The 20992-nt window shown below is 60.5% G+C and carries 21 protein-coding genes; 14 read left to right on the forward strand and 7 right to left on the reverse strand.

Annotation, left to right across the window (positions count from 1 at the left end; translation table 11 throughout):
* The first annotated feature begins 100 nt into the window (after window positions 1–100).
* Window positions 101–538 carry a DUF3995 domain-containing protein gene (locus tag PMI01S_RS29305; RefSeq protein WP_084323643.1) on the forward strand — a complete coding sequence of 146 codons (438 nt, stop codon included), beginning with the start codon at window positions 101–103 and terminating at the stop codon, window positions 536–538.
* A 131-nt stretch (window positions 539–669) separates the two neighbouring features.
* On the opposite strand, the gene PMI01S_RS29310 is transcribed toward PMI01S_RS29305, so the two are convergent.
* The 6 genes from PMI01S_RS29310 to PMI01S_RS29335 are packed head-to-tail and all read right to left on the reverse strand — an operon-like array spanning window position 670 to window position 6733.
* Window positions 670–1032, reverse strand: coding sequence for a Na+/H+ antiporter subunit G (locus PMI01S_RS29310; protein WP_084323645.1), 363 nt, complete (start codon window positions 1030–1032; stop codon window positions 670–672).
* A complete protein-coding gene (locus PMI01S_RS29315; protein ID WP_084323647.1) occupies window positions 1029–1307 on the reverse strand; it encodes a K+/H+ antiporter subunit F in 279 nt (92 codons plus the stop codon). Before PMI01S_RS29315 ends, PMI01S_RS29310 begins: the two co-directional genes overlap by 4 nt.
* The gene (locus tag PMI01S_RS29320) at window positions 1304–1792 is read right to left on the reverse strand and encodes a Na+/H+ antiporter subunit E (RefSeq protein ID WP_084323649.1); all 489 of its coding nucleotides are present in this window, start codon (window positions 1790–1792) and stop codon (window positions 1304–1306) included. Before PMI01S_RS29320 ends, PMI01S_RS29315 begins: the two co-directional genes overlap by 4 nt.
* The gene (locus PMI01S_RS29325) at window positions 1789–3474 is read right to left on the reverse strand and encodes a monovalent cation/H+ antiporter subunit D (protein ID WP_084323651.1); all 1686 of its coding nucleotides are present in this window, start codon (window positions 3472–3474) and stop codon (window positions 1789–1791) included. Before PMI01S_RS29325 ends, PMI01S_RS29320 begins: the two co-directional genes overlap by 4 nt.
* Window positions 3471–3815 carry a Na+/H+ antiporter subunit C gene (locus PMI01S_RS29330; RefSeq protein WP_003202835.1) on the reverse strand — a complete coding sequence of 115 codons (345 nt, stop codon included), beginning with the start codon at window positions 3813–3815 and terminating at the stop codon, window positions 3471–3473. The genes PMI01S_RS29325 and PMI01S_RS29330 overlap by 4 nt, the downstream gene beginning before the upstream one ends.
* Window positions 3815–6733: a monovalent cation/H+ antiporter subunit A gene (locus tag PMI01S_RS29335; protein ID WP_084323653.1), complete on the reverse strand. Its 2919-nt coding sequence runs from the start codon at window positions 6731–6733 to the stop codon at window positions 3815–3817. The genes PMI01S_RS29330 and PMI01S_RS29335 overlap by 1 nt, the downstream gene beginning before the upstream one ends.
* Before the next feature lie 341 nt (window positions 6734–7074).
* On the opposite strand from PMI01S_RS29335, the gene PMI01S_RS29340 reads away from it, so the two are divergent.
* Complete coding sequence (locus PMI01S_RS29340; protein ID WP_084323655.1) at window positions 7075–7551, forward strand: hypothetical protein; 477 nt, start codon at window positions 7075–7077, stop codon at window positions 7549–7551.
* Between the two features lie 147 nt (window positions 7552–7698).
* Here the strand turns inward: PMI01S_RS29340 and PMI01S_RS29345 are convergent, their stop codons facing one another.
* Entirely contained in the window at window positions 7699–8724 is a 1026-nt protein-coding gene (locus tag PMI01S_RS29345; RefSeq protein ID WP_084323657.1) for a DMT family transporter, read from the reverse strand.
* Here PMI01S_RS29345 and PMI01S_RS29350 point away from each other — a divergent pair.
* From PMI01S_RS29350 to PMI01S_RS29400, 12 genes are all read left to right on the forward strand, one after another.
* Window positions 8719–9282, forward strand: coding sequence for a helix-turn-helix domain-containing protein (locus PMI01S_RS29350; protein ID WP_084323659.1), 564 nt, complete (start codon window positions 8719–8721; stop codon window positions 9280–9282). The two genes, PMI01S_RS29345 and PMI01S_RS29350, sit on opposite strands and share 6 nt — an antisense overlap.
* A 156-nt stretch (window positions 9283–9438) precedes the next feature.
* Window positions 9439–10641, forward strand: a complete 1203-nt coding sequence (locus PMI01S_RS29355; RefSeq protein WP_084323661.1) for an SfnB family sulfur acquisition oxidoreductase — start codon at window positions 9439–9441, stop codon at window positions 10639–10641.
* Between the two features lie 10 nt (window positions 10642–10651).
* On the forward strand, window positions 10652–11080 hold the full coding sequence (locus PMI01S_RS29360) for an acyl-CoA dehydrogenase (RefSeq protein ID WP_084323663.1): 429 nt from the start codon (window positions 10652–10654) through the stop codon (window positions 11078–11080).
* A 283-nt stretch (window positions 11081–11363) separates the two neighbouring features.
* Entirely contained in the window at window positions 11364–11672 is a 309-nt protein-coding gene (locus tag PMI01S_RS31550) for a hypothetical protein (RefSeq protein WP_139273061.1), read from the forward strand.
* A gap of 289 nt (window positions 11673–11961) precedes the next feature.
* Window positions 11962–13365, forward strand: a complete 1404-nt coding sequence (locus PMI01S_RS29365; protein ID WP_084323665.1) for an LLM class flavin-dependent oxidoreductase — start codon at window positions 11962–11964, stop codon at window positions 13363–13365.
* Window positions 13366–13616: 251 nt separating this feature from the next.
* Window positions 13617–14522 (forward strand): AMP-binding protein, encoded by a 906-nt coding sequence (locus PMI01S_RS29370; RefSeq protein ID WP_084323667.1) that lies wholly within the window; start codon window positions 13617–13619, stop codon window positions 14520–14522.
* Entirely contained in the window at window positions 14519–15295 is a 777-nt protein-coding gene (locus PMI01S_RS29375; protein WP_084323669.1) for an ABC transporter ATP-binding protein, read from the forward strand. The genes PMI01S_RS29370 and PMI01S_RS29375 overlap by 4 nt, the downstream gene beginning before the upstream one ends.
* A complete protein-coding gene (locus PMI01S_RS29380; RefSeq protein WP_084323671.1) occupies window positions 15295–16176 on the forward strand; it encodes a branched-chain amino acid ABC transporter permease in 882 nt (293 codons plus the stop codon). Before PMI01S_RS29375 ends, PMI01S_RS29380 begins: the two co-directional genes overlap by 1 nt.
* A 4-nt stretch (window positions 16177–16180) precedes the next feature.
* Window positions 16181–17230, forward strand: a complete 1050-nt coding sequence (locus tag PMI01S_RS29385; protein ID WP_084323673.1) for a branched-chain amino acid ABC transporter permease — start codon at window positions 16181–16183, stop codon at window positions 17228–17230.
* A 30-nt stretch (window positions 17231–17260) separates the two neighbouring features.
* Window positions 17261–18601, forward strand: coding sequence for an ABC transporter substrate-binding protein (locus PMI01S_RS29390; protein ID WP_084323675.1), 1341 nt, complete (start codon window positions 17261–17263; stop codon window positions 18599–18601).
* A 3-nt stretch (window positions 18602–18604) separates the two neighbouring features.
* Window positions 18605–19372 (forward strand): ABC transporter ATP-binding protein, encoded by a 768-nt coding sequence (locus PMI01S_RS29395; protein WP_084323677.1) that lies wholly within the window; start codon window positions 18605–18607, stop codon window positions 19370–19372.
* A 14-nt stretch (window positions 19373–19386) separates the two neighbouring features.
* Window positions 19387–20814, forward strand: coding sequence for an FAD/NAD(P)-binding protein (locus PMI01S_RS29400; RefSeq protein WP_084323679.1), 1428 nt, complete (start codon window positions 19387–19389; stop codon window positions 20812–20814).
* Window positions 20815–20992 lie beyond the last annotated feature (178 nt).

A 20992-nucleotide genomic window follows, 5' to 3' on the forward strand; every position in this document is an offset into this window, starting at 1 on the left:
GAGCGCATGGGGGCGGCACTTCATCCCCGTTAATCAGTCGCGCACATCTAAAAATGCCGACTAGGATGATTCTGTTAAATCCCTTTCAAGGATCCTCGACATGACGTTTGTGTTGGCTCAATGGCTGGTGACGATCTTCGCGGTGATCAGCCTGATACATGTCTACTGGGCGCTGGGTGGCCAGTGGGCGGCTGTGGCGGCGGTGCCTCAGGTGCCGGAAGAGGACGGCGCAAGTTCGCGGCCCGCGTTCAAGCCTTCGGCGTGGCTGACGTTGCTGGTGGCGTTCGGATTGCTGTTGATTGCTGCGCTGGTGTGTTTGCGGGTCGGCTGGTGGATGCCAGCGGTGTCCCATCAATCGCTGCAATGGGTAATCAGCGCCATCGCGATGCTGATGTTCGCCCGGGCGATCGGCGATTCGAACCTGGTGGGGTTTTTCAAGGAGGTCAAAGGGTCGAAGTTTGCCCGGCTCGACACTTGGGTTTATTCGCCGTTGTGTGTGGTGTTGGGGGGCGGGTTGTTGGCCGTCGCCTGGACTTGAGTTGCCTCGACTGACGCCTTCGCGAGCAATCCCGCTCCCATATTTGACCGCGTTCGTCCGGCCAACTCGGTCAAATGTGGGAGCGGGCTTGCCCGCGAAGAGGCCCTGCCAATCAATACAAATCTCTGAACCTAACTCCCGCTTTCCGTCCGCCGACTACTCACTTCAGCCGGCACGTCATCCCCCGCCATACGCTTGCGGAACAACGCCGCCCGCGCCAGTAGCAGCGTCGTCACCGGCACGGTAATCGCCAGCAGAATCGGGATCAGCCAGGCATGCAACACCGGCCCTGACTTGAGCGCCGAAAAGTAGATGATCGAAGCCAGCGCCACGCACCACGCACCCAAGGTCGAGGCCAGCGCCGGCGGGTGCATGCGCTGGAAGTAATCCTTCATGCGCACCAGCCCGATCGCGCCGATCAATGCGAAAACACTGCTGAGCACCAGCAGGATCGCCACCGGGATTTCTACCCAAAGAGACAGTTCAGCGTTCATTCGATCACCTCGCCACGCAGGAGGAATTTCGCCAGGGCAAACGAGCCGACAAAGCCGAACAGCGCAATCAGCAGCGCCGCTTCGAAGTACGTGTCACTGGCATAACGAATACCCAGCGTCAGCATCATCAACATCGCAATGATGTACAGGTAATCCAGCGCCAGAACCCGGTCCTGGGCCGATGGTCCCTTGAACAGGCGGATCAGCGTCAGCACCATCGCCAGCGAAAAAATGAACAGGCTCAGCAGAATCGCATTCGACAGCAACGGGCTCATTCGAAGATCTCCATCAAGGGGCGCTCGTAGGTCGCCTTGAAGTGCTGGATGAACAGCGCTTCGTCATCCAGATCGAAGACGTGCAGCAACAGAATGCTGCGATCCAGCGCCAGTTCCGACCAGACCGTGCCGGGCACCACGGTGCAGATCATCGCCAGTGCCGCGAGGCCGTTGGCATCACGCAAGTCCAGCGGCACTTTGATGAATTGCGAGCGCGGTGCCCGGCGCCCGGCGTTGAGCACGCCCCAGGCCACGGCGAGGTTGGAGACCAGCACGTCGCGACCGACGATGAAGAACAAACCCAGGATCACGCCGGGACGCCGAATGCGAATCGGCAGGGGGCGCAACTTGCGCATCATCAACGGCGCACAAAAACCGAGTACGGCGCCCAGCAGCAGATTGCCGGGGCTCATCGACAGGTTCAGCACCAGCCACAACAACCACAGCGCCAACGACAGCCACGGGGCAGGAAATAGACGTTTCATGGTTGCACCTGCGCGACCGCGGCTTTGGCTTCCGGGCTCGGCACCGCACGGGTGCCGAGTACCGCCATCACGTACTGCTGCGGATCATTCAACGACTGCGCTGCGGCCTGGGTGTAACGCAACAGGGGGTCGGCCTTGAAGGTCAGCACAATGCTCAGGCCCAACAGCGCGACGATCGGCACGCATTCGAAGCGTCGCAGCAATGGCGAAGGTCGCTCTTGCGGGGTCCAGAAGCGCTGAATACCCAGGCGCGAAAAGGCAATCAACGACGCCAGCCCGGAGAGAATCAGCAACGCCAGCAAGCCCCACGCAGCGTTCGACACCGGTTCCCCCGCGCCGTTGCCCAGTCCCAGCGGGTTGAGCAACGCACTGAGCAGGCCCAGTTTGCCGATGAACCCGGAGAGCGGCGGCATGCCGATGATCAACAACGCACAGGCGATGAAGCTCAAACCGAGAAACGCCATTGTCCAGGGAATCACCTGGCCGACCACGGCTTTCTGTTCGTCATCGAGGTTGATGCCTTTGGGCGGTTGCAGGGATTCCAGCGGCCGGGCAATCAGGTCGCCGTCATCGAACAGCGGCATTTCATTGGCCGAACGCGAACGTTCGATCAACTCGGCCAGCAGGAACAGCGCGCTTAATGCCAGGGTCGAGCTGACCAGATAGAACAGCGCCGCGCCGATCAGGTTCGGCTGGGCGAAACCGATGGCCGACAGCAGAATCCCTGCCGACACCAGAATGCTCAGGCTCGCCATGCGCTCAAGCCGTTGCGCGGCGAGGATCGCCACCGCAGCGCAGACGATGGTCGCCATGCCGCCATAGATCAACCAGTCGCCGCCAAAGTACGCCGAGGCGCCGGCCTGACCGGAGAATAGCAAGGTCCACAGGCGCAGCAAGGTGTAGACGCCAACCTTGGTCATGATCGCGAACATCGCCGCCACCGGCGCACTGGCCGCAGAGTAGGCCGGCACCAGCCAGAAATTCAGCGGCCACATTCCGGCCTTGGCCAGGAACGCCACCGCGAGAATCGCCGCGCCGGCATGCAACAAACCGCGATCGGCTTCCGGCACCAACGGGATTTTCAGTGCCAGATCAGCCATGTTCAGGGTGCCGGTGACGCCGTAGATCAGCGCCGCGCCAATCAGGAACAGTGACGAGGCCAGCAGGTTGATCGAGATGTAATGCAGCCCAGACGACACCCGCGCCCGACCCGAGCCATGGAGCATCAAGCCGTAAGACGCCGCCAGCAGCACCTCGAAAAACACGAACAGGTTGAACAGGTCCGCCGTCAGGAACGCACCGTACAGCCCCATCATCTGAATCTGGAACAGCGCGTGGAAACTCGAACCGGCGCCGTCCCAGCGGGCCATGGCGAACAGCAGGGCGCTGACGCCAATGATGCCGGTCAGCACCAGCATCATCGCCGACAGGCGATCGACCACCAGCACGATTCCGAACGGCACTTGCCAGTTGCCCGGCAGGTACACGCCGATAGAGCCGGGCACGCCGGTGGTCTGTGTCCATTGCAGCAACAGCACGGAAATCCCCAGGCCTGACAGACTGGAGAGCAGATTGATTTTGGCCTTCAACGGTCGGTGTTTCTCGCCCAGCATCAGCATGATGGCGGCGGTCAGCAGCGGCAGCAGAATCGGTGCGGCGATCAGGTGGGTCATCGCATTCATTCTTTAGGCTCCCGGCCATCCACATGGTCGGTGCCGGTGAGACCACGAGACGCGAGCAGTACCACGAGAAACAGCGCGGTCATGGCGAAACTGATCACGATGGCGGTCAGCACCAGCGCTTGCGGCAGCGGGTCGGTGTAATGCAGCAAGTCTTGCGGCACACCGTCCTTGATGATCGGCTCCTTGCCGATGAACAGACTGCCCATGCTGAAGATGAACAGGTTGACGCCATACGACAGCAAGCACAGGCCCATGACCACCTGGAACGTCCGAGGTCGCAGCACCAGCCAGACGCCGGACGCGGCCAGCACGCCAATGGCGATTGCGATGACTTCTTCCATCAGACGGCTCCTTTCATGGCGACGGATCTGGGCAGGGCGGCGGTTTTGTGGCCGCGTACCGATTGGTGGGCGAGGGCGGTGAGGATCAACAGCGTCGAACCGACCACCACCGAGTACACGCCAATGTCGAAGAACAGCGCGCTGGCGATGTGAATGTCACCGAACACCGGCAGTTCGAAATGCCAGGTGTGGGTGGTCAGGAACGGATAACCGACTGCCATCGCCCCGAGCCCGGTGGCCGTGGCGAACAGCAGGCCGGTGCCCATCCAGCGCAGCGGTCGCAGGCTCATTTGTGCCTCGACCCACTGCGTGCCGGCGACCATGTATTGCAGGATGAACGCCACCGACATCACTAGCCCCGCGACAAACCCGCCGCCCGGTTGGTTGTGTCCGCGCATGAACAGGTAGATCGATACCACGAACGCAATCGGCAGCAACAGACGCACCAGCACCGCCGGCACCATCATGAAGCCGAGCGCGGTGTCGCTGGCGTGACGCGGGTTGACCAGATCGGTCACCACGTCCGGCGCCAGCAAGCGCTGTTGGGCCGGCAGTTGCAGGCTTTCTTTCGGCGGCCGGAAGCGTCGCAGCAGGGCGAACACGGTCAATGCCACCGCCACCAGCACGGTGATTTCGCCGAGGGTATCGAAGCCGCGGAAGTCCACCAGCATCACGTTGACCACGTTGCTGCCGCCGCCTTCGGGCAGGGCGCGACTGAGGTAGAACGAAGAAATATCGTTGGGTGTCTGACGCGTCAGCATCGCGTACGACAACAGTGCCATGCCGCCGCCGACGGCGATCGACAGCAGCAAGTCGCGCAGTCGACGGATGCGTGCCTTGCGCAGTGTGCTTGGCAGCGGCGAGACTTCTTCGATCCGTCGCGGCAACCAGCGCAGGCCCAGCAGGATCAGCACCGTGGTCACGACCTCTACCGCCAATTGCGTCAGCGCCAGGTCCGGCGCGGAGAACCAGACGAAGGTGATGCAGGTCATCAGTCCGCAGACGCTGACCATGGTCAGGGCCGCGAGCCGGTGATACTTGGCTTGCCACGCCGCGCCGAGCGCGCAGGCAATCGCCAGCAGCCAGAGGGTCACGAATACGATCGAGCCCGGAATCTTCGGCCGGTCGCCCCAGCTCAGGCTGCTGTGGAGCATCGGGATCAACCCGGCCAGCACGGCGGCGAGCACCATCAGGAACAATTGGGTCTGCAGGCGTTTGGTGCTGATCCGTCGCTCCAGGCGACGGGCCAGGCGCATCATGATCACCAGGCTGCGCTCGAACAGGCGCTTGCCGTTGAACAGGCCGATGATCGGCGGGTATTTGAAGCGTCCGCGCTTGAGTTGGTTACGCAGCAACAGGTAGAGCACGATGCCGCCAGACATGGCGATCAGGCTCATGATCATCGGTGCGTTCCAGCCGTGCCAGATCGCCAGGCTGTATTCCGGCAGCGTACCGCCAACGACGGGCAGGGCCGCAGCGGCCAGTAACGAGCCGACCACTTGCGCCGGAAAAATCCCCACGATCAGGCAGGTGAACACCAGCAGCTCTACCGGCGCGCGCATCCAGCGTGGCGGTTCGTGCGGGGTGTGCGGCAGGTCGGTTGCGGTCGGGCCGAAGAACACATCGACGGTGAAACGCAGCGAATAAGCAACGCTGAACGTACCTGCGATGGTCGCGACGATGGGCAGGGTCGTCTCGATCCAGGCCGTCGCGTTGATGAACACGGTTTCGGCGAAGAACATCTCTTTCGACAGGAAACCGTTGAGCAACGGCACGCCAGCCATCGAGGCACTGGCGACCATGGCCAACGTCGCGGTGAACGGAATCAGTTTGATCAGGCCACTGAGCTTGCGAATGTCGCGGGTGCCGCTTTCGTGGTCGATGATCCCGGCCGCCATGAACAGTGACGCTTTGAAGGTGGCGTGGTTGAGGATGTGAAACACGGCGGCCACGGCAGCCAGCGGACTGTTCAGGCCCAGCAGCAGGGTGATCAGGCCGAGGTGGCTGATGGTCGAGTAAGCCAGCAGACCCTTGAGGTCATTCTGGAACATTGCGCAATACGCGCCGAGCAACAGGGTGCAGGCACCGGTGCCGCTGACGATGTAGAACCATTCTTCACTGCCGGACAACGATGGCCAAAGGCGCGCCAGCAGAAAAACTCCGGCCTTGACCATGGTCGCCGAGTGCAGATAAGCCGAGACCGGCGTCGGCGCCGCCATCGCGTGGGGCAGCCAGAAGTGGAAGGGGAATTGCGCGCTTTTGCTCAGCGCGCCGATCAGAATCAGGGGCAGCAGAATAGGATAGAGGGCATGTGCGCGAATCAGATCGCCGGCGGCCAGGACCTTGTCCAGGTCATAGCTGCCAACCACATGGCCAAGCAGCATGACCCCCGCCAGCAGACACAAACCGCCAGCGCCAGTAACCATCAACGCCATGTAGGCGCCGCGTCGCGCATCCGCGCGGTGGTGCCAGTAGCCGATCAACAGGAATGAAAAGAGGCTGGTCAGCTCCCAGAAAAACACGATCTGGATCAGGTTGCCGGAAATCACCAGGCCGAGCATGGCACCCATGAATGCCAGGAAAAATGCAAAGAATCGCGGCACCGGATCGTCCGGCGACATGTAGTAACGGGCGTATAGCGATACCAGCGTACCGATGCCCAGCACCAGCATCGAGAACAGCCAGGCAAACCCGTCCATGCGCAGAACGAAGTTCAGGCCCAGGCTGGGCAACCAGAAAAATTCTTCGCGAATGACGCCACCATGGGCGATCTGTGGGTACAGGAGTGCGACCTGGACGGTGCCTATGAGGGCAACGACGCCAGCCAACAAAGATTCAGTGTTACGCGCGTTGTGCGGCAGCACGGCTGCCAGACAGCTGCCGACAAAGGGCAGAAGCAGTAGAACTATCAGGGACATAGGCTTCTAATCTGCGGAAGTTTGTGAAGCATCATACGTGCCAGTCCCCGGATCACCAAACGGCAAGCTGTCGCAGAATCCTACACGGTAGATGGAAAAAGCCTGATTCACATTGTTTCAGAGGGCTGTGTTCAGCGGGGCTGGAGCCTTCGTGAGGCAGGGTAAGGGGATGGAGCCGGCTCGCCGGCGAAGGCGCTGTGGCAGTGGCCATCTTTCGATTGATACACCGTTATGGTGAGTAATCATCGCGATGAGTCCCTCGCATTTGACACCAAAAGCAAAAACGCTTGCGTCAGTCACACCTGCGCCCGAATCTGTCGCCCCAACGACAGAGGCGCGCCATGACAAAAAGGATTTTTACGAACAAGCAGTCGTTTTTCTGGCTGGTTGTTTTGGTGTTTGTCAATGCGGCTATCTTGGCCGTTGTCGCTTCTTACAATGTATCGATGAGCCATGACAGGAAAATGCTAAGGACCCAAGAGCCTTTGCTTATCGAAGGGGCCGATGGCGATGAGTATTTCTACGCACTGCCTGCCGGCGTCACTCTTTACTACGACAAGCGTTTTTCCGAAGGGCATGATCGCTATATCGTTTACCTCAACCATAAAGGGGCCATCGCTCATGAAGATGTCCCGATGAGGCCGGAATACCGAGGAAATTTCATTTCTCCTCTTTGGGTATCAAATATTGATCCCGAGATCCTGAAGAAGAATTTCAAACGCGCTCCTCTTTCCAGGGAGGATGTTGCTGCGGCCATAAAATCCAATGAGATCACCAGAGATGACTTGGTTGACATCATTCGGTCGTTGCCCGATTGATCGCTGGGCGAGCGTCCGGCCCCTTCGCGAGCAAGCCCGCTCCCACAGGGAGCGGCGGCGTTCACACTACCGCGGCGCCACACAACACTAATGTGGGAGCGGGCTTGCTCGCGAAGACGATTTATCAGGCGCTTCAAATCTTGAGGTTTACCCCTGAGTTTCTTGCTCCAACTCTTCCTCGACCGCAGCAGCCTTACCCTTGGTCTTCAACTCACTCACAATCACCGCCGCGACAATCAACCCAGCACCCACCAACGCAATCGCCGGCAACCGCTCCCCGGCGATCCGCCCGACGATCCCGGCCCAGACAGGCTCCCCCGCATAAATCAATGTCGCCCGCGTCGGTGAAACGCTTTTTTGCGCCCAGTTCATCGCCACTTGAATTGCCGCACTCGCCGCGCCGAGGCCGAGGGCGCTGCACAGCAAAAACCATGAAAAGTCAGGAATGACTTCCTGAGTCGGTACCACCATCAAAAACGCCAGCACCGAGGTGGTCGCCAATTGCACCACCGTCACCCGACGCACATCGACCTGGCCGGCATAGGTGCTGATCAGAATGATTTCAGCGGCAATCGCAATGGCGCTGATCAGCGTGGCGATTTCACCGGGACTGAAATTGAACGACGCGCCCGCAGGCCCCGACAGCAACATCAACCCGGTAAATGCCAGCATGATGCCAATGCTCGGCATCAGCCCCGGACGTCGCCCCAGCACCAGCCATTGCAACAATGGGACGAACGGCACGTACAACGCGGTAATGAAGGCCGACTGACTGCTGGGAATGCTCTGCAACCCGACGGTCTGCAAGCCATAACCGAGCATGATCGCCACGCCGATGAAGGCGCCCGCCTTGAGTTCGAACAGGGTCAATTCCCGAAGGTGACGCCAGGAAAAAAGTGAGACGATAATCGCCGCCGCCGCAAAGCGCAGGCCGACGAAGAACATCGGTCCGCTGACAGTCATGGCGTGCTGCACCAGCAGAAAGGTGCCGCCCCAGACCATGGTGATCAGCACCAGCACGCACTCGGCCTTGCTGAACCGTGAGAAACGGGAAGAAGCCGGGGAGGAGTTCAACGACGTCATGACCTTGCGCGCTACCTGAGGGCGACGCACAATGCGCCGAATGTTGCGCAGTATACTGCCCAACCCCACTAAGTGAGCAATATAGTGCACAAAGATTCAACGCAGCGGGCTTCGGTCCTTCAGCACGTCAGTTTGAACGTTCGGCGCCTGCGCCACGCCGCCGACATGAGCCAGACCGCGCTGGCGGAAAAGTCCGGGGTCAGCCGCCGTATGCTGGTCGCCATCGAGGCCGGCGAGAAGAACGTCAGCCTGACCACCCTCGACCGCGTAGCGGAAGCGTTGGACGTAGCGTTCAGCGATTTGATCCAGGCGCCGGATGCCCGAGATCCGAGCCGCATCAACGAAGTGGCCTGGGCCGGGAAGATTCCCGGCAGCAAGGCCGTTTTATTGTCCAAGGCCACCGCCACCCGTGAAGTCGAACAGTGGGAATGGTGCCTGCAACCGGGGGAGATTTACCCGTCGCAACCGGATGCCGATGGCTGGAGCGAACAGATTTATGTGTTCGAAGGCTGTCTGACCTTGATGCTCGGTGACACGCCCCATGAGATCGCTGCCGGTGAGTTCTATATGTTTGCCAGCAACCAGCCCCATGCTTATCGCAACGACGGGCCGGTGGCGGCGCGGTTCGTGAGAAACGTGGTGATCTGACTGTTCGCCGATCAACACCGGATAGACACATTGCTGTTTTCAAGCTGCACGGGTTTCTCGATTGACTCATCAACTTATTGAAATTTAAGCAAATTAGTTTCAGGCACGACTCCTGCAAAAGCCCTGGTGCATTCACCAGAATCCCGGAGTCGGCCCATGACAGCCTCTGCCCAAACCCTTCGTACTGCCCACGTGATCCGCTCGGACGCCGAGGCAATCGCCGTCGCTCACAAGCTCGCTGCACGCTTCGCCGTCGAGGCCAGCGTGCGCGATCGCGAGCGACGCTTGCCGGTTGCCGAGCTGGACGAGTTTTCCGCCAGTGGTCTCTGGGGGATCACTGTTCCCAAGGAGTACGGCGGCGCTGGCGTTTCCTACGTGACGGTGGCGGAAGTGATCAAGATCATTTCCGCTGCCGACTCATCTCTCGGCCAGATCCCGCAAAATCACCTCGGCGTGCTCGACATCCTGCTGCAAACCGCCACTGAAGAGCAGAAGCGCTACTACTTCGGCAAAGTCCTGCAGGGTTACCGTTTCGGCAATGCCTTCTCCGAATCCAAAAGCAAAAACGCCGGGGCCTTCGAAACCCGTATTCGTTTCGACACAGACACCGCGCAAATCGATGGCGAGAAGTTCTACTGCACCGGCGCGCTGTTCGCGCACATCGTCCCGGCGGTGGCGGTCAACGAGCAGAACCAGGCGTTCATCGCGTTCATCGAGCGCGACAACCCCGGCCTGACCGTGATCGACAGTTGGGACGGTTTTGGTCAGCGAACCACCGCCAGCGGCGGTGTCACGTTGAACGCCGTGAAGGTGCCGCTCAGCGCGGTGATTCCGGCTCACAAAGCCTTTGACGAACCCACCGCCGACGGTCCGATTTCACAGATCATTCAAGCCGCAGTGGACACCGGCATCGCCGTCGGCGCGCTGGAAGAAACCAAGCGCTATGCCCGTGAATCCCGGCCATGGATCGACAGCGGACAGGATCACGGCTGGCAAGACCCGTTCAGCATCGCCGCTATCGGCGAGCTCGAATGGCGCGTCCACGGCACCGAAGCGATCCTCAAAAAGGCCGGCCAGGCCATCGACGCGGCGTTGCTCAACGCCAATGAAGACACCGTGGCTCACGCCTCGGTAGTGGTCGCCCAGGCCAAAGTCCTCTCTGCCGAAATCGCCTTGCTCGCCAGCAGCAAACTCTTCGAACTGGCCGGCACCCGCTCGGTGCTCGGCAAGCACAACCTCGATCGCCACTGGCGCAATGCCCGGACCCACACGCTGCACGACCCGGCGCGCTGGAAATATCACCTGATCGGCAACTACCTGCTCAACGGCGTAAAGCCCGCGCGCCACGCCTGGAACTGAGGAACCCACCATGAATGCCTTGACCCAACCGATCGTTGCCGGGCAACCCCTGGCCAAAAGTCAGCATGATTTGCACAACGCCCGCAGCTTGCTCGATGCGACTTTGCGGTTCGTTCGTCAGCAAAGTAAAACCACGGACGATCCGTTTGTCATCAGCCGTTTCGGCGATGTGCACATTCGCATTGAAGTCGCCGCGGCGCTGCTCGAACGTGCGCAAGAGTTCTTGAATCGTCATGAAGACGACAGCGAGATCAGTGTCGCTATCGCCGAGTCGCATCTTGCCAGTGCGCAGGCACTGAGCACGGTCAGCGATGCTGAATTCGAACTTACCGGGCAACGCACAGTTTTGCAGGGATCACTGCACGATCCATTGCGTTGGAAGCTTCACCTTATTGGCAATTTTCGACTGAACGGGATTCGTCCGGTGAAGTTTGAGTAATTCACGGATCATGCGATGAGTGCGGCAGTTTTCTGCTGGTTATTGACCGAGCGCCTGTTGCAATGACAGGCGTCGTCGGGGCTGAAATACACCCCGCTGTGATCTGATAACAAATTACCGTCTGTCTAATATGTCCGGACCCCTGTTACTTTTGACAGTAGACAGTCATTCGCCGTCGGCCTTAAATCATGACTCAGTGCAATGGGTGCGCTGAACAGTCGGTGACTTCCAACAGCCAAAAGCTACGAAAAAGCCATTGTTGATGACTTAAGAGGATCGCGAAATGTCTCATTACTTGAAGGCTCCTGAAGTTGTTGTGTTGATTGATGAGAAGTCCTATCGAATTAACACACCTAGTTGTTTCAACAACACCACTAAGTCTGGGGATGAAATTGCCTGTTATTCCTATGCGGGAGGGCAGAAAATAACTATCGTTTCGCGTGTAGTAGAGACGGCTGGGGACGGTTTGAGCACTACGGTTGAATGGGACGACAAAGTCCTCGGGAGTCCGGTCGTTTTGGGCTACCGATGCGAAAGCAAAAATGAAAAATCTGAATCTGAATGTGCGGTCGTTCCACATATTCCTTCTTGATCTGCTGCAAACATAATAGAGCGAGTGCTCTTTTCCGTATCGGATCTGAGCACTTTTAATCTGGCAGTGTTGCTCTGCAAACAGTTGTCGAACAGTTTGTATTGTTGGATGGCTCAATGTTTTGTGTGGCTCTTCCTTAGGTATAGAAACTAAGCACCTCCTCTTTCTGGCCTGACTTGTGCATTAAGACTTCTATATCCATCTGGAGCCTTAGTGTCATGCTGACCAACTCTGCCACCCCTCGACTATATCCTCTTCTTATTAACGCGGTTTTCAGGAGTGTCGCCTGATGCCTCGTGAAATCCGCCTCAACGCTTTCGACATGAATTGCGTCGGTCACCAGTCGCCCGGTTTATGGGCGCACCCACGGGATCGCTCATGGCAGTACAAAGACCTCGAATACTGGACCGATCTGGCGAAAATCCTCGAGCGCGGCAAGTTCGACGGGTTGTTCATCGCCGATGTGCTGGGCATCTATGACGTTTACAACGGCAATGGTGACGCGGCGATCCGTCAGGCGGCGCAGGTGCCGGTCAACGATCCGCTGCAACTGATTCCGCCGATGGCGCTGGTCACCGAGCACTTGGGTTTTGGTTTGACTGCATCGCTGTCGTTCGAGCATCCGTATCCGTTCGCCCGACGCCTGTCGACCCTCGATCACCTGACCAAGGGCCGCGCCGGCTGGAACATCGTCACCTCGTATCTGGAAAGCGGCGCCAAGAACCTTGGGCAGAAAAGCCAGACCGAGCACGATGCCCGTTACGACTACGCCGAAGAGTACCTGGAGGTTTGCTACAAACTCTGGGAAGGCAGTTGGGAAGAGGGCGCGATCCTGCGCGATCGCGAGCGCCGGATCTTCAGTGATCCGAGCAAAATCCATGAAATCCGGCACGTCGGTAAACACTTTCAGGTGCCGGGCATTCACCTCTGCGAACCCTCGCCGCAACGTACGCCGGTTCTCTATCAGGCTGGCGCATCCAGTCGCGGCAAGCAGTTCGCCGCTGAACATGCCGAGTGCGTGTTCGTTGCCGCACCATCGAAAGTGCTGCTGAAAAAAACCGTGGCCGACATCCGTCGCCGTGCCGCCGAGGCCGGTCGCGATCCGTCGAAGATTCTGATCTTCAACCTGCAAACCGTGATCCTCGGCGAGACCGATGCCAAGGCCAAAGCCAAGTTCGAGGAATACAAAACCTGGGTGAGTTACGAAGGCGCGATGGCGCTGATTTCGGGCTGGACCGGGATCGACTTCAGTCAGTTCAAACCGGATGAGCCGCTCAAGCATGTGCACACCAACGCGATTCAATCGGCGGTGGAGGCGTTCTCCACGGCCGATCCGAACAAGGTGTGGACGCCTAACGAACTGGCCGATTGGGTCGGCATTGGCGGGTTTGGGCCGTTGTTTGTCGGCAGCCCCGAGACGGTTGCCGATCTGTTGCAGGAGTGGGTTGAGGAAACCGATGTGGACGGCTTCAACCTGGCGTATGCGCTGACTCACGAAACCTTTATCGACGCCGTGGAACTGCTGGTGCCGGAGTTGCAGAAGCGTGGGGTCTACAAGACCGAATACGCGGCGGGGACTTTGCGCGAGAAGTTGTTCGGCGAAGGGCCGCAGTTGCCGGAGATTCACCCGGGCTCGGGATATCGGAACTTGGCGGCGTTGCGGCCACAGGCGAAGAAAGTGGTGTCGGCGTAGACGCCATCGCCGGAACGCCGCCCGCAGTAAGCCGGCTCCTACAAGGTGTTATGTCGTTCACATATTTCACCACCGACACGAAACCTGTGGGAGCGGGCTTGCTCGCGAAGGGGCTGGCACATTCAACATGACTGTCGTTCGATAGACCGCTTTCGCGAGCAAGCCCGCTCCCACAGTTGATCGCGGTTGTTTTAGAGATTTCAGCCCAGCGGACCACCGCACGCTTTTGCCCATGAACAGGAGGTCCACCCATGAGCGTGCATGAACTCAAACGTCCGCCCCTCGCGGACACCGCCGAGTGGCGGGTCGAGTTGCCCAAGGCACTGGAGCAATTGCGCCACTGGGCGCAGATCAGTCCGTTGCAACCGGCGCTGCGTCACAAGCGTCACGGCCAGTGGTTTGTCTGGCGCTGGATCGACGTCCTGCGCGATGTCGAGCGCCTGGCTGACGGTTTGCGCCAGCAAGGTTTCATCGAGGATTCACGCCTGGCCCTCAGCGGCGCGTTCGAACCGAATCTGTTGCTGCTGGCCCTGGCTGCCCAACACATTGGCGGGCAACTGCTGACGTTGCCGGAAAACCTCGACCCCGAAACCCTGCACAAAATTCTGTGGCGCAGCAGTCCCACGCACGCGTTCGTTCAGGGGCGGCAGACGCAACAATGCTGGCTCCATCAGGGGCAATCCCTGCTGAGCTTCAACGACCTGATCGGCCCGGTGGACACCCCGCAACGGCTCAACCGCTGGAGCAAGAACCCGCAACTGTGGAGCGAGGAGGGCACGCAATGGCAGGCCGGACTGACGGTATTGCTCGAGCAGTGGCTGACCAGCGGCCACTCCCTGGCGTTCCCGGAAAGCCCCGGCAGCGCCAGCCGCGACCGTCGCGAAGTGGCACCTTCCGGGTTGTTGCTCTCGGCGGAACGCCTGCAGCTATTGGCGGCGGAAATCGAAAGTCGTCTTGCTCCGCATGACACCTGGCGCCGGCGCCTGTGCGACTGGGCCATCGCCCACCCGGAAAAAGGCCTGCAACGCCTGATCAAAAATCGCGTTCGTCGACTGCTCGGTTTCCACAACCTGCATTTCATCTGGCAAGCCACGCGCAGCCCTGACGCTCAACCGCAGCCCACCTGGCTCACCGAATTCAAACGGGATATCGCATGAGCTCGACCGATTCCATCCTGCAAGTCAGCGGCATTTCCCTGTCGTTCAAAGGCGTAAAAGCGATCAACGAACTGTCATTCGACGTGCGTCGGGGCGAGATCTGCGCGCTGATCGGCCCCAACGGCGCAGGCAAAAGCTCGCTGCTCAATGTGCTGAACGGTGTGTACCGCTTCGACGCCGGTTCGATTGTCTTCGAGCAGCAGCCGTTCAAACGCATCGATCCGCTGACCGCCGCGCGTCGGGGCATCGGCCGTACGTTCCAGAACAACGCGTTGTTCAAGAAGATGAGCGTGATCGACAACATCCTCACCGGCCTGTCCCGGCATCTGCGCAGCAGCTTCATCGAGCAGGCACTCAACCTGCCGCGCGCCCGCCGCGAGGCTGAAGATTTTCGCCAGCAGGCCCAGGGCATTCTCGAATTCCTTGAACTGCAAGCCCATCGCGATGTGCCGGTGGGAAACCTTTCTTATGGCCTGCAAAAACGCGTGGAGCTGGGGCGAGCCTTGATCGCCGGCCCACGCCTGTTGCTGCTGGATGAGCCGATGGCCGGGATGAACGCTGAAGAGAAACAGGAAATGGCCCGTTTCATCGCCGACATCAACCGCGACCTCGGCACCACCGTGGTCTTGATCGAGCACGACATGAGCGTGGTCATGGGCCTGTCCGATCACGTTGTGGTCCTCGATTACGGGCGCAAGATCGGTGACGGCACACCGGCCCAAGTGCAGGCCGATCCTGAAGTGATCGCGGCGTATCTGGGAGTGGTGCACTGATGACATTTTTCTTCGAAACCCTGCTCGGCGGCTTGCTGGCCGGGACCATGTATTCGCTGGTCGCCATCGGCTTCGTGCTGATCTACAAGGCCAGCGGCGTGTTCAATTTCGCCCAGGGCGCGATGCTGCTGTTCGCCGCGCTGACCTTCGTCAGCCTGCACGATCAGGGCGTGCCGTTTGCCCTGGCGTTGTTGCTCACCGTTGTGGTGATGGTGATCGGCGCACTGCTGATCGAACGGCTGGTGCTGCGTCCTTTGGTCAACCGTTCGCAGATCACGTTGTTCATGGCCACCCTCGGGTTGTCATTCATTATCGAAGGCCTGGCCCAAGGCCTGATGGGTTCGCAGGTGCGAGCCCTGGACCTGGGCATCGACGACGTGCCGGTGTTCATCGGCGGGATGATGGTCAGCCAGTTCGACCTGATCGCCGCGGCGGCCGCCATCGTGCTGGTGACGGTGCTGGCGCTGTTGTTCAACAAGACCCGCATTGGCGTGTCGCTGCGCGCGGTGGCCGATGACACCACCGCCGCGCTGTCGATCGGCATCAACCTCAACCGCATCTGGCAGATCGTCTGGGCGGTGGCGGGCATTGTCGGGTTAGTGGCGGGGTTGCTCTGGGGCGCTCGCCAAGGGGTGCAGTTTTCCCTGTCGCTGGTGGTGCTCAAGGCCTTGCCGGTCTTGATCATCGGTGGCTTCACCTCGATTGGCGGGGCCATCGTCGGCGGATTGATTGTCGGCGCGGCGGAGAACCTCGCCGAGGTTTACATCGGTCCGCTGATCGGCGGCGGCATCACGCCGTGGTTCGCTTACGTCCTGGCCCTGGCCTTCCTGTACATCCGTCCCGCCGGCCTGTTCGGCGAGCGTGCCATCGAGCGAGTCTGAACCCATGTCGATATCCCTTGCCCGCGAAACCGCGCCGTCGGTGTTGATCCAGCGTCGTGTCCCGTTTGGACTGCTTGGCTTGTTGTTGATTGCCTTCATCGTTGTGCCGCTGACCGGCAACGACTATTGGCTGAACGCGATCCTGATCCCGTTCCTGGTGTTGTCCCTGGCTGGCCTCGGCCTGAATTTGCTCACCGGCTACACCGGCCAGACCTCGGTCGGCGCGGCCGGGTTCATGGCGGTCGGGGCGTTCGCCACCTATGGATTTTTGCTGCGCTTGCCTGAGCTCGGTCTGCCCGTCGCATTGCTGGGCGGCGGATTGATCAGCGCGGTGGTGGGCTTCGTCTTCGGTCTGCCGAGTTCGCGGATCAAAGGCTTTTACCTGATGGTCACCACGCTGGCGGCACAGTTCTTCCTGGAGTGGCTGTTCGTCAAATTTCCCTGGTTCTATAACTACGGATCGTCCGGAACCCTCTCCGCACCGAAGCTCGCGCTGTTCGGCCATGACCTGAACACGCCGCTCGGCCGCTATCTGCTGACGCTGACTACCGTGTTGGTGCTGACCTGGGTGGCGGTGAACCTGGTGAAAAGCCAGATCGGCCGCAACTGGATGGCGATCCGCGACATGGACACCGCCGCTGCCGTGATCGGCATTCCGGTGGTGCGCTACAAACACCTGGCGTTTGCCGTCAGTTCGTTCTACCTCGGCATCGCCGGGGCATTGTGGGCCTTCGCTTACCTGGGCACGGCCAGCGCCAGCAGCTTCGATATCAACCGGTCGTTCCAGATCCTGTTCATCATCATTATCGGCGGCATGGGCAGCATCGCCGGCAACTTCGTCGGTGCCGCGTTTATCAGCCTGTTGCCGATCCTGCTCAGCCACGCCGGGCAAGCCCTGTTCGGCGGTTCGGTGGACGCGGGGCAACTGCAGAACCTGCAAAAAATCATCTTCGGCGTGCTGATCATTGTGTTCCTGATCAAGGAACCGGAAGGCCTGATCCGCCTGCTGAGCAACCTTCGTCAACGGCTGAGTCACTGGCCGCTGCGCTTCTGAATCCTTTCCATTATCAGATAGAGAGACAACATGCGTGCATCCTTGAAACGTTCGTTGGTCAGCGCCGCTTTGACGCTGGCCGTTTTCAGCAGTGCAGTGCCGGTGGTTCAAGCTTCGCCGGACCAGCAATTCTTCCCGTTGGCCACTTATCGCGTCGGTGCTTATGCCTCCAGCGGTGTGCAGGTCTGGGCCGGCATGCTCGATTACCTGAACTACATCAACGAGGTGGAAGGCGGGATCAACGGCGTCAAACTGGTGTGGCAGGAATGTGAAACCGAGTGGACAGCGGAGAAGGGTATCGAGTGTTATGAGCGCTTCAAGAAGGGCCTGGATGGCGCGCCGGTGGCGATCTATTCACCCAACGGCGCACCGGCGGCGTATGCGTTGAGCGAGCGCGCGGAAGTCGACAAGATTCCGCTGATCACCCTCGGCTACGGGCGCACCGAGGCCACCGACGGTACGGTGTTCCCGTACAACTTCCCGGTGATGCTGACCTTCTACAGCGAGGCATCGAGCCTGATCAATTACATCGCCGAGCGCGAGGGTGGCTTCGACAAACTCAAGGGCAAGAAAATCGCCACGGTCTACCACGACTCGGCGTATGGCCGGGAAACCCTCGGCCCGCTGAAGTTGCTGGCGGAGAAATACGGCTTCGAGAACATCCAGATTCCGGTGGCCGATCCAGGCAACGAACAATCGTCGCAATGGCGACAGATTCGCCAGGTCAACCCGGACTGGGTGTTTCTGCGCACCTGGGGCGTGTCGACGCCGGTAGCGGTGAAGACCGCTGCGCGTTTCGGCTTCCCGGTGGACCATATCGTCGGCGACATCTGGGCCAGTTCCAGCGAGGACGTACTGCCCGCAGGCGCCGCCGCCAAAGGTTATCTGGCGTTGACGCCATACCCGGCCGGCACCGATTTCGAGATCCACAAACGCCTCAAGCAGCACATCCTCGACAAGGGCAAAAGCGACCTCAAGGACCTGAAGAATTTCGGCAGCGTCTACTACAACTCCGGGCTGGTGAACGCCGCGGTGATGGTGGAAGCGATCCGCACCGCCCAAGGCAAATTCGGCAAGCGTCCCTTGAATGGCGAAGAGGGGCGCTGGGGGCTGGAACACCTGAACATCGATGACGCACGGCTCAAGGACATGGGCTATTTCGGCCTGATGCAGAACCTCAAGTTGTCGTGCAAGGATCACGAGGGTGGCGGCTCGGCGCGGGTCCAGCAGTGGGACGGCGCCAACTGGACGCTGATCAGCGACTGGATCGCCGCCGACCGCGCCTTGTTGCGACCCCTGATCGATGAGAAATCCGCGGCCTTCGCCAAGGAAAAAGGCCTGACACCACGCACCTGCACCGGGGACGAGTAACCCATGAGCGAAGCCGCCAGCGACATTGCTGTGAACGAATTGCTGCGAGTCAACGACATCGAGGTGGTCTACGACGGCGCAATCCTGGCCGTGGCGGGGGTTTCGCTGACGGTGCCCAAGGGCGGCATCGTCGCATTGCTCGGTGCCAACGGCGCGGGCAAAAGCACCACCCTCAAGGCGATTTCCGGGTTGGTGCGGGCCGAGCGGGCGGAGGTCAGTCGCGGAGCGATCGAGTTTCTCGGTCGGGACACGGCGGGTGTCGATCCGAGTGTGCGGGTGCGCCAAGGGATGGTGCATGTGCTGGAGGGGCGACACGTGTTCCCGCAATTGACCGTCGAGGACAACCTGCGCAGCGGCGGTTTTGTGCGAGGTTTGAGTCGCCAGGACATGGCCCGGGACCTGGAGCGGATCTACACCTGGTTTCCACGTCTGAAAACCAAGCGCAAGACCCAGGCCGGGCTGACGTCCGGTGGCGAACAACAGATGGTCGCCATCGGCCGGGCGTTGATGACCCGTCCTACTTTGGTACTGCTTGATGAACCTTCCATGGGTTTGGCGCCTATTATCGTCCAGGAGATTTTCGAGATCGTCGCCCAACTCAATCGCGAGGAGCAGGTGAGCTTCCTGATTGCCGAGCAAAACATTAATGTGGCGCTCAAATACGCTCAACAGGCCTATGTTCTCGACACCGGCCGGGTGGTGTTGTCCGGCAGCCGCGAGGCGTTGCTGGCGCGGGGCGATCTGCATGACTTCTATCTAGGTAAACACTGAACATTGAGAACGCCATGACTGAAACCCGAAGCGGACAGGCGACCGACGTCATCCGCCATGCAGACATCCTGATCATCGGCGGCGGCCTCAGCGGCACGATGCTGGCGGCGCAGTTGTTGCGTCTGCCCGGCAAGCGCTCGTTGCTGGTGATCGAGCCTCGGGCCGAACTCGGACGGGGCGAGGCCTACAGCGCGGTCGAGTTGGGCCATACGCTCAACGGCAACGCGGCGCGGATGAGCGTCGACCCGGACAATGCCGATGACCTGACTCAGTGGCTGAGCGAGTACATCGCCGCCGGCGGCTGGCCGGAGTCCGATGAGCAGCATGTGCCGGTCAGCGAGCTGTTTCCACCACGGGGGCTTTTCGGTGTGTACGTGCAGCAGCGCCTGGCCGAGGCGCAAGCGGTGGGCGCCTTGAATGGCTCGACCGTCGAGCATGTGCGGGCCGAGGTGGTTGACCTGGAAACGTTGAGCGATTCGGTGCGGCTGAACTTGAGTGACGGGCAGCGGTTGCAGGGTGGATATGCGGTGTTGGCGACGGGGATGTTTCCCGCCGCTCGCACGCCGCAGACCGAGTCCAGCGGTCTGAACGCCGCGGCGCTCGATCCTTGGGACGTGGCGGCCATGCGTCAGCTCGATCCGCAATCGACGGTGCTGATCATCGGTTCCGGCCTGACCATGGTCGATGCCGTGGTGTCGCTGGAACAGGCCGGGCATCGTGGGCCCATCGAAGTGTTTTCCCGGCATGGGCTGTTGCCGCATGTGCGCCGGCAACCGCCGGCCTGGGCGGATTTTCTTGCCGAGGATCAGAGTATTCGCACGCCGCGACAGTTGGTGCGTGAATTGCGACGGCATTGTCGGGATGCCGTTGCGCAGGGCATCGACTGGCAGGCGCCGCTGGACACGGTGCGGGCGCACATTGGCCGTTTGTGGAGTCAGGCGACGGACGTGCAGCGTCGGCAGTTTGTACGGCATGTGCGGCCCTGGTGGGAGAGTCACCATCACCGTTCGCCGCCGTTGAGTGCGCAGTTGGTGGAGCGGTTGCATGGGGAAGGGCGTTTGCGGATTCAAGCGGCTTCGTTCAAGGGGCTGGAGATTGTGTCGGGTGATGAGGTGGGCATTCGTATTCGTCGTCGTGGTGAGGCTGAGACGGTTGTCGTTAGCGGGGCTGCGTTGATCAATTCCAGCGGGATCGAGTACGACTGGCGACGGGTGGCGCGACCGTTGCCGCAACAGTTGCTGGCCCGCGGGTTGGTGCGACCGGGGCCGTTGGCGTTGGGGATTGCGGCGGCGGTTGATGGCGCGGTGCTGGGGGCGGACGGGCGGGTTGTCAGTCGGTTGTTTGCCATGGGACCGCCGTTGCGGGGGATGTGGTGGGAGAGTACGGCGGTGACTGATGTGGCTAGTCAGGCCAAGGCTTTGGCTCTGCGCTTGCTGGTGTGATGGGGGGCATATCCGTTTCTTTTGTAACGGCCGCTTAGGGTTCCGCCCTTACGGCGGGTTACTTGGAAAAGCGCCAAGTAACCAAGCGCCTGCGCCCCTGACGTACGGTGGCTCGCCTAGGCTCGCCATGCCCTCGCTCCGGTCCTGCTCCGTGGGCCCGCCGCCATCGGCCATCCAT

This window comes from Pseudomonas migulae NBRC 103157 (assembly GCF_002091715.1).
GTDB lineage: Bacteria > Pseudomonadota > Gammaproteobacteria > Pseudomonadales > Pseudomonadaceae > Aquipseudomonas > Aquipseudomonas migulae_A.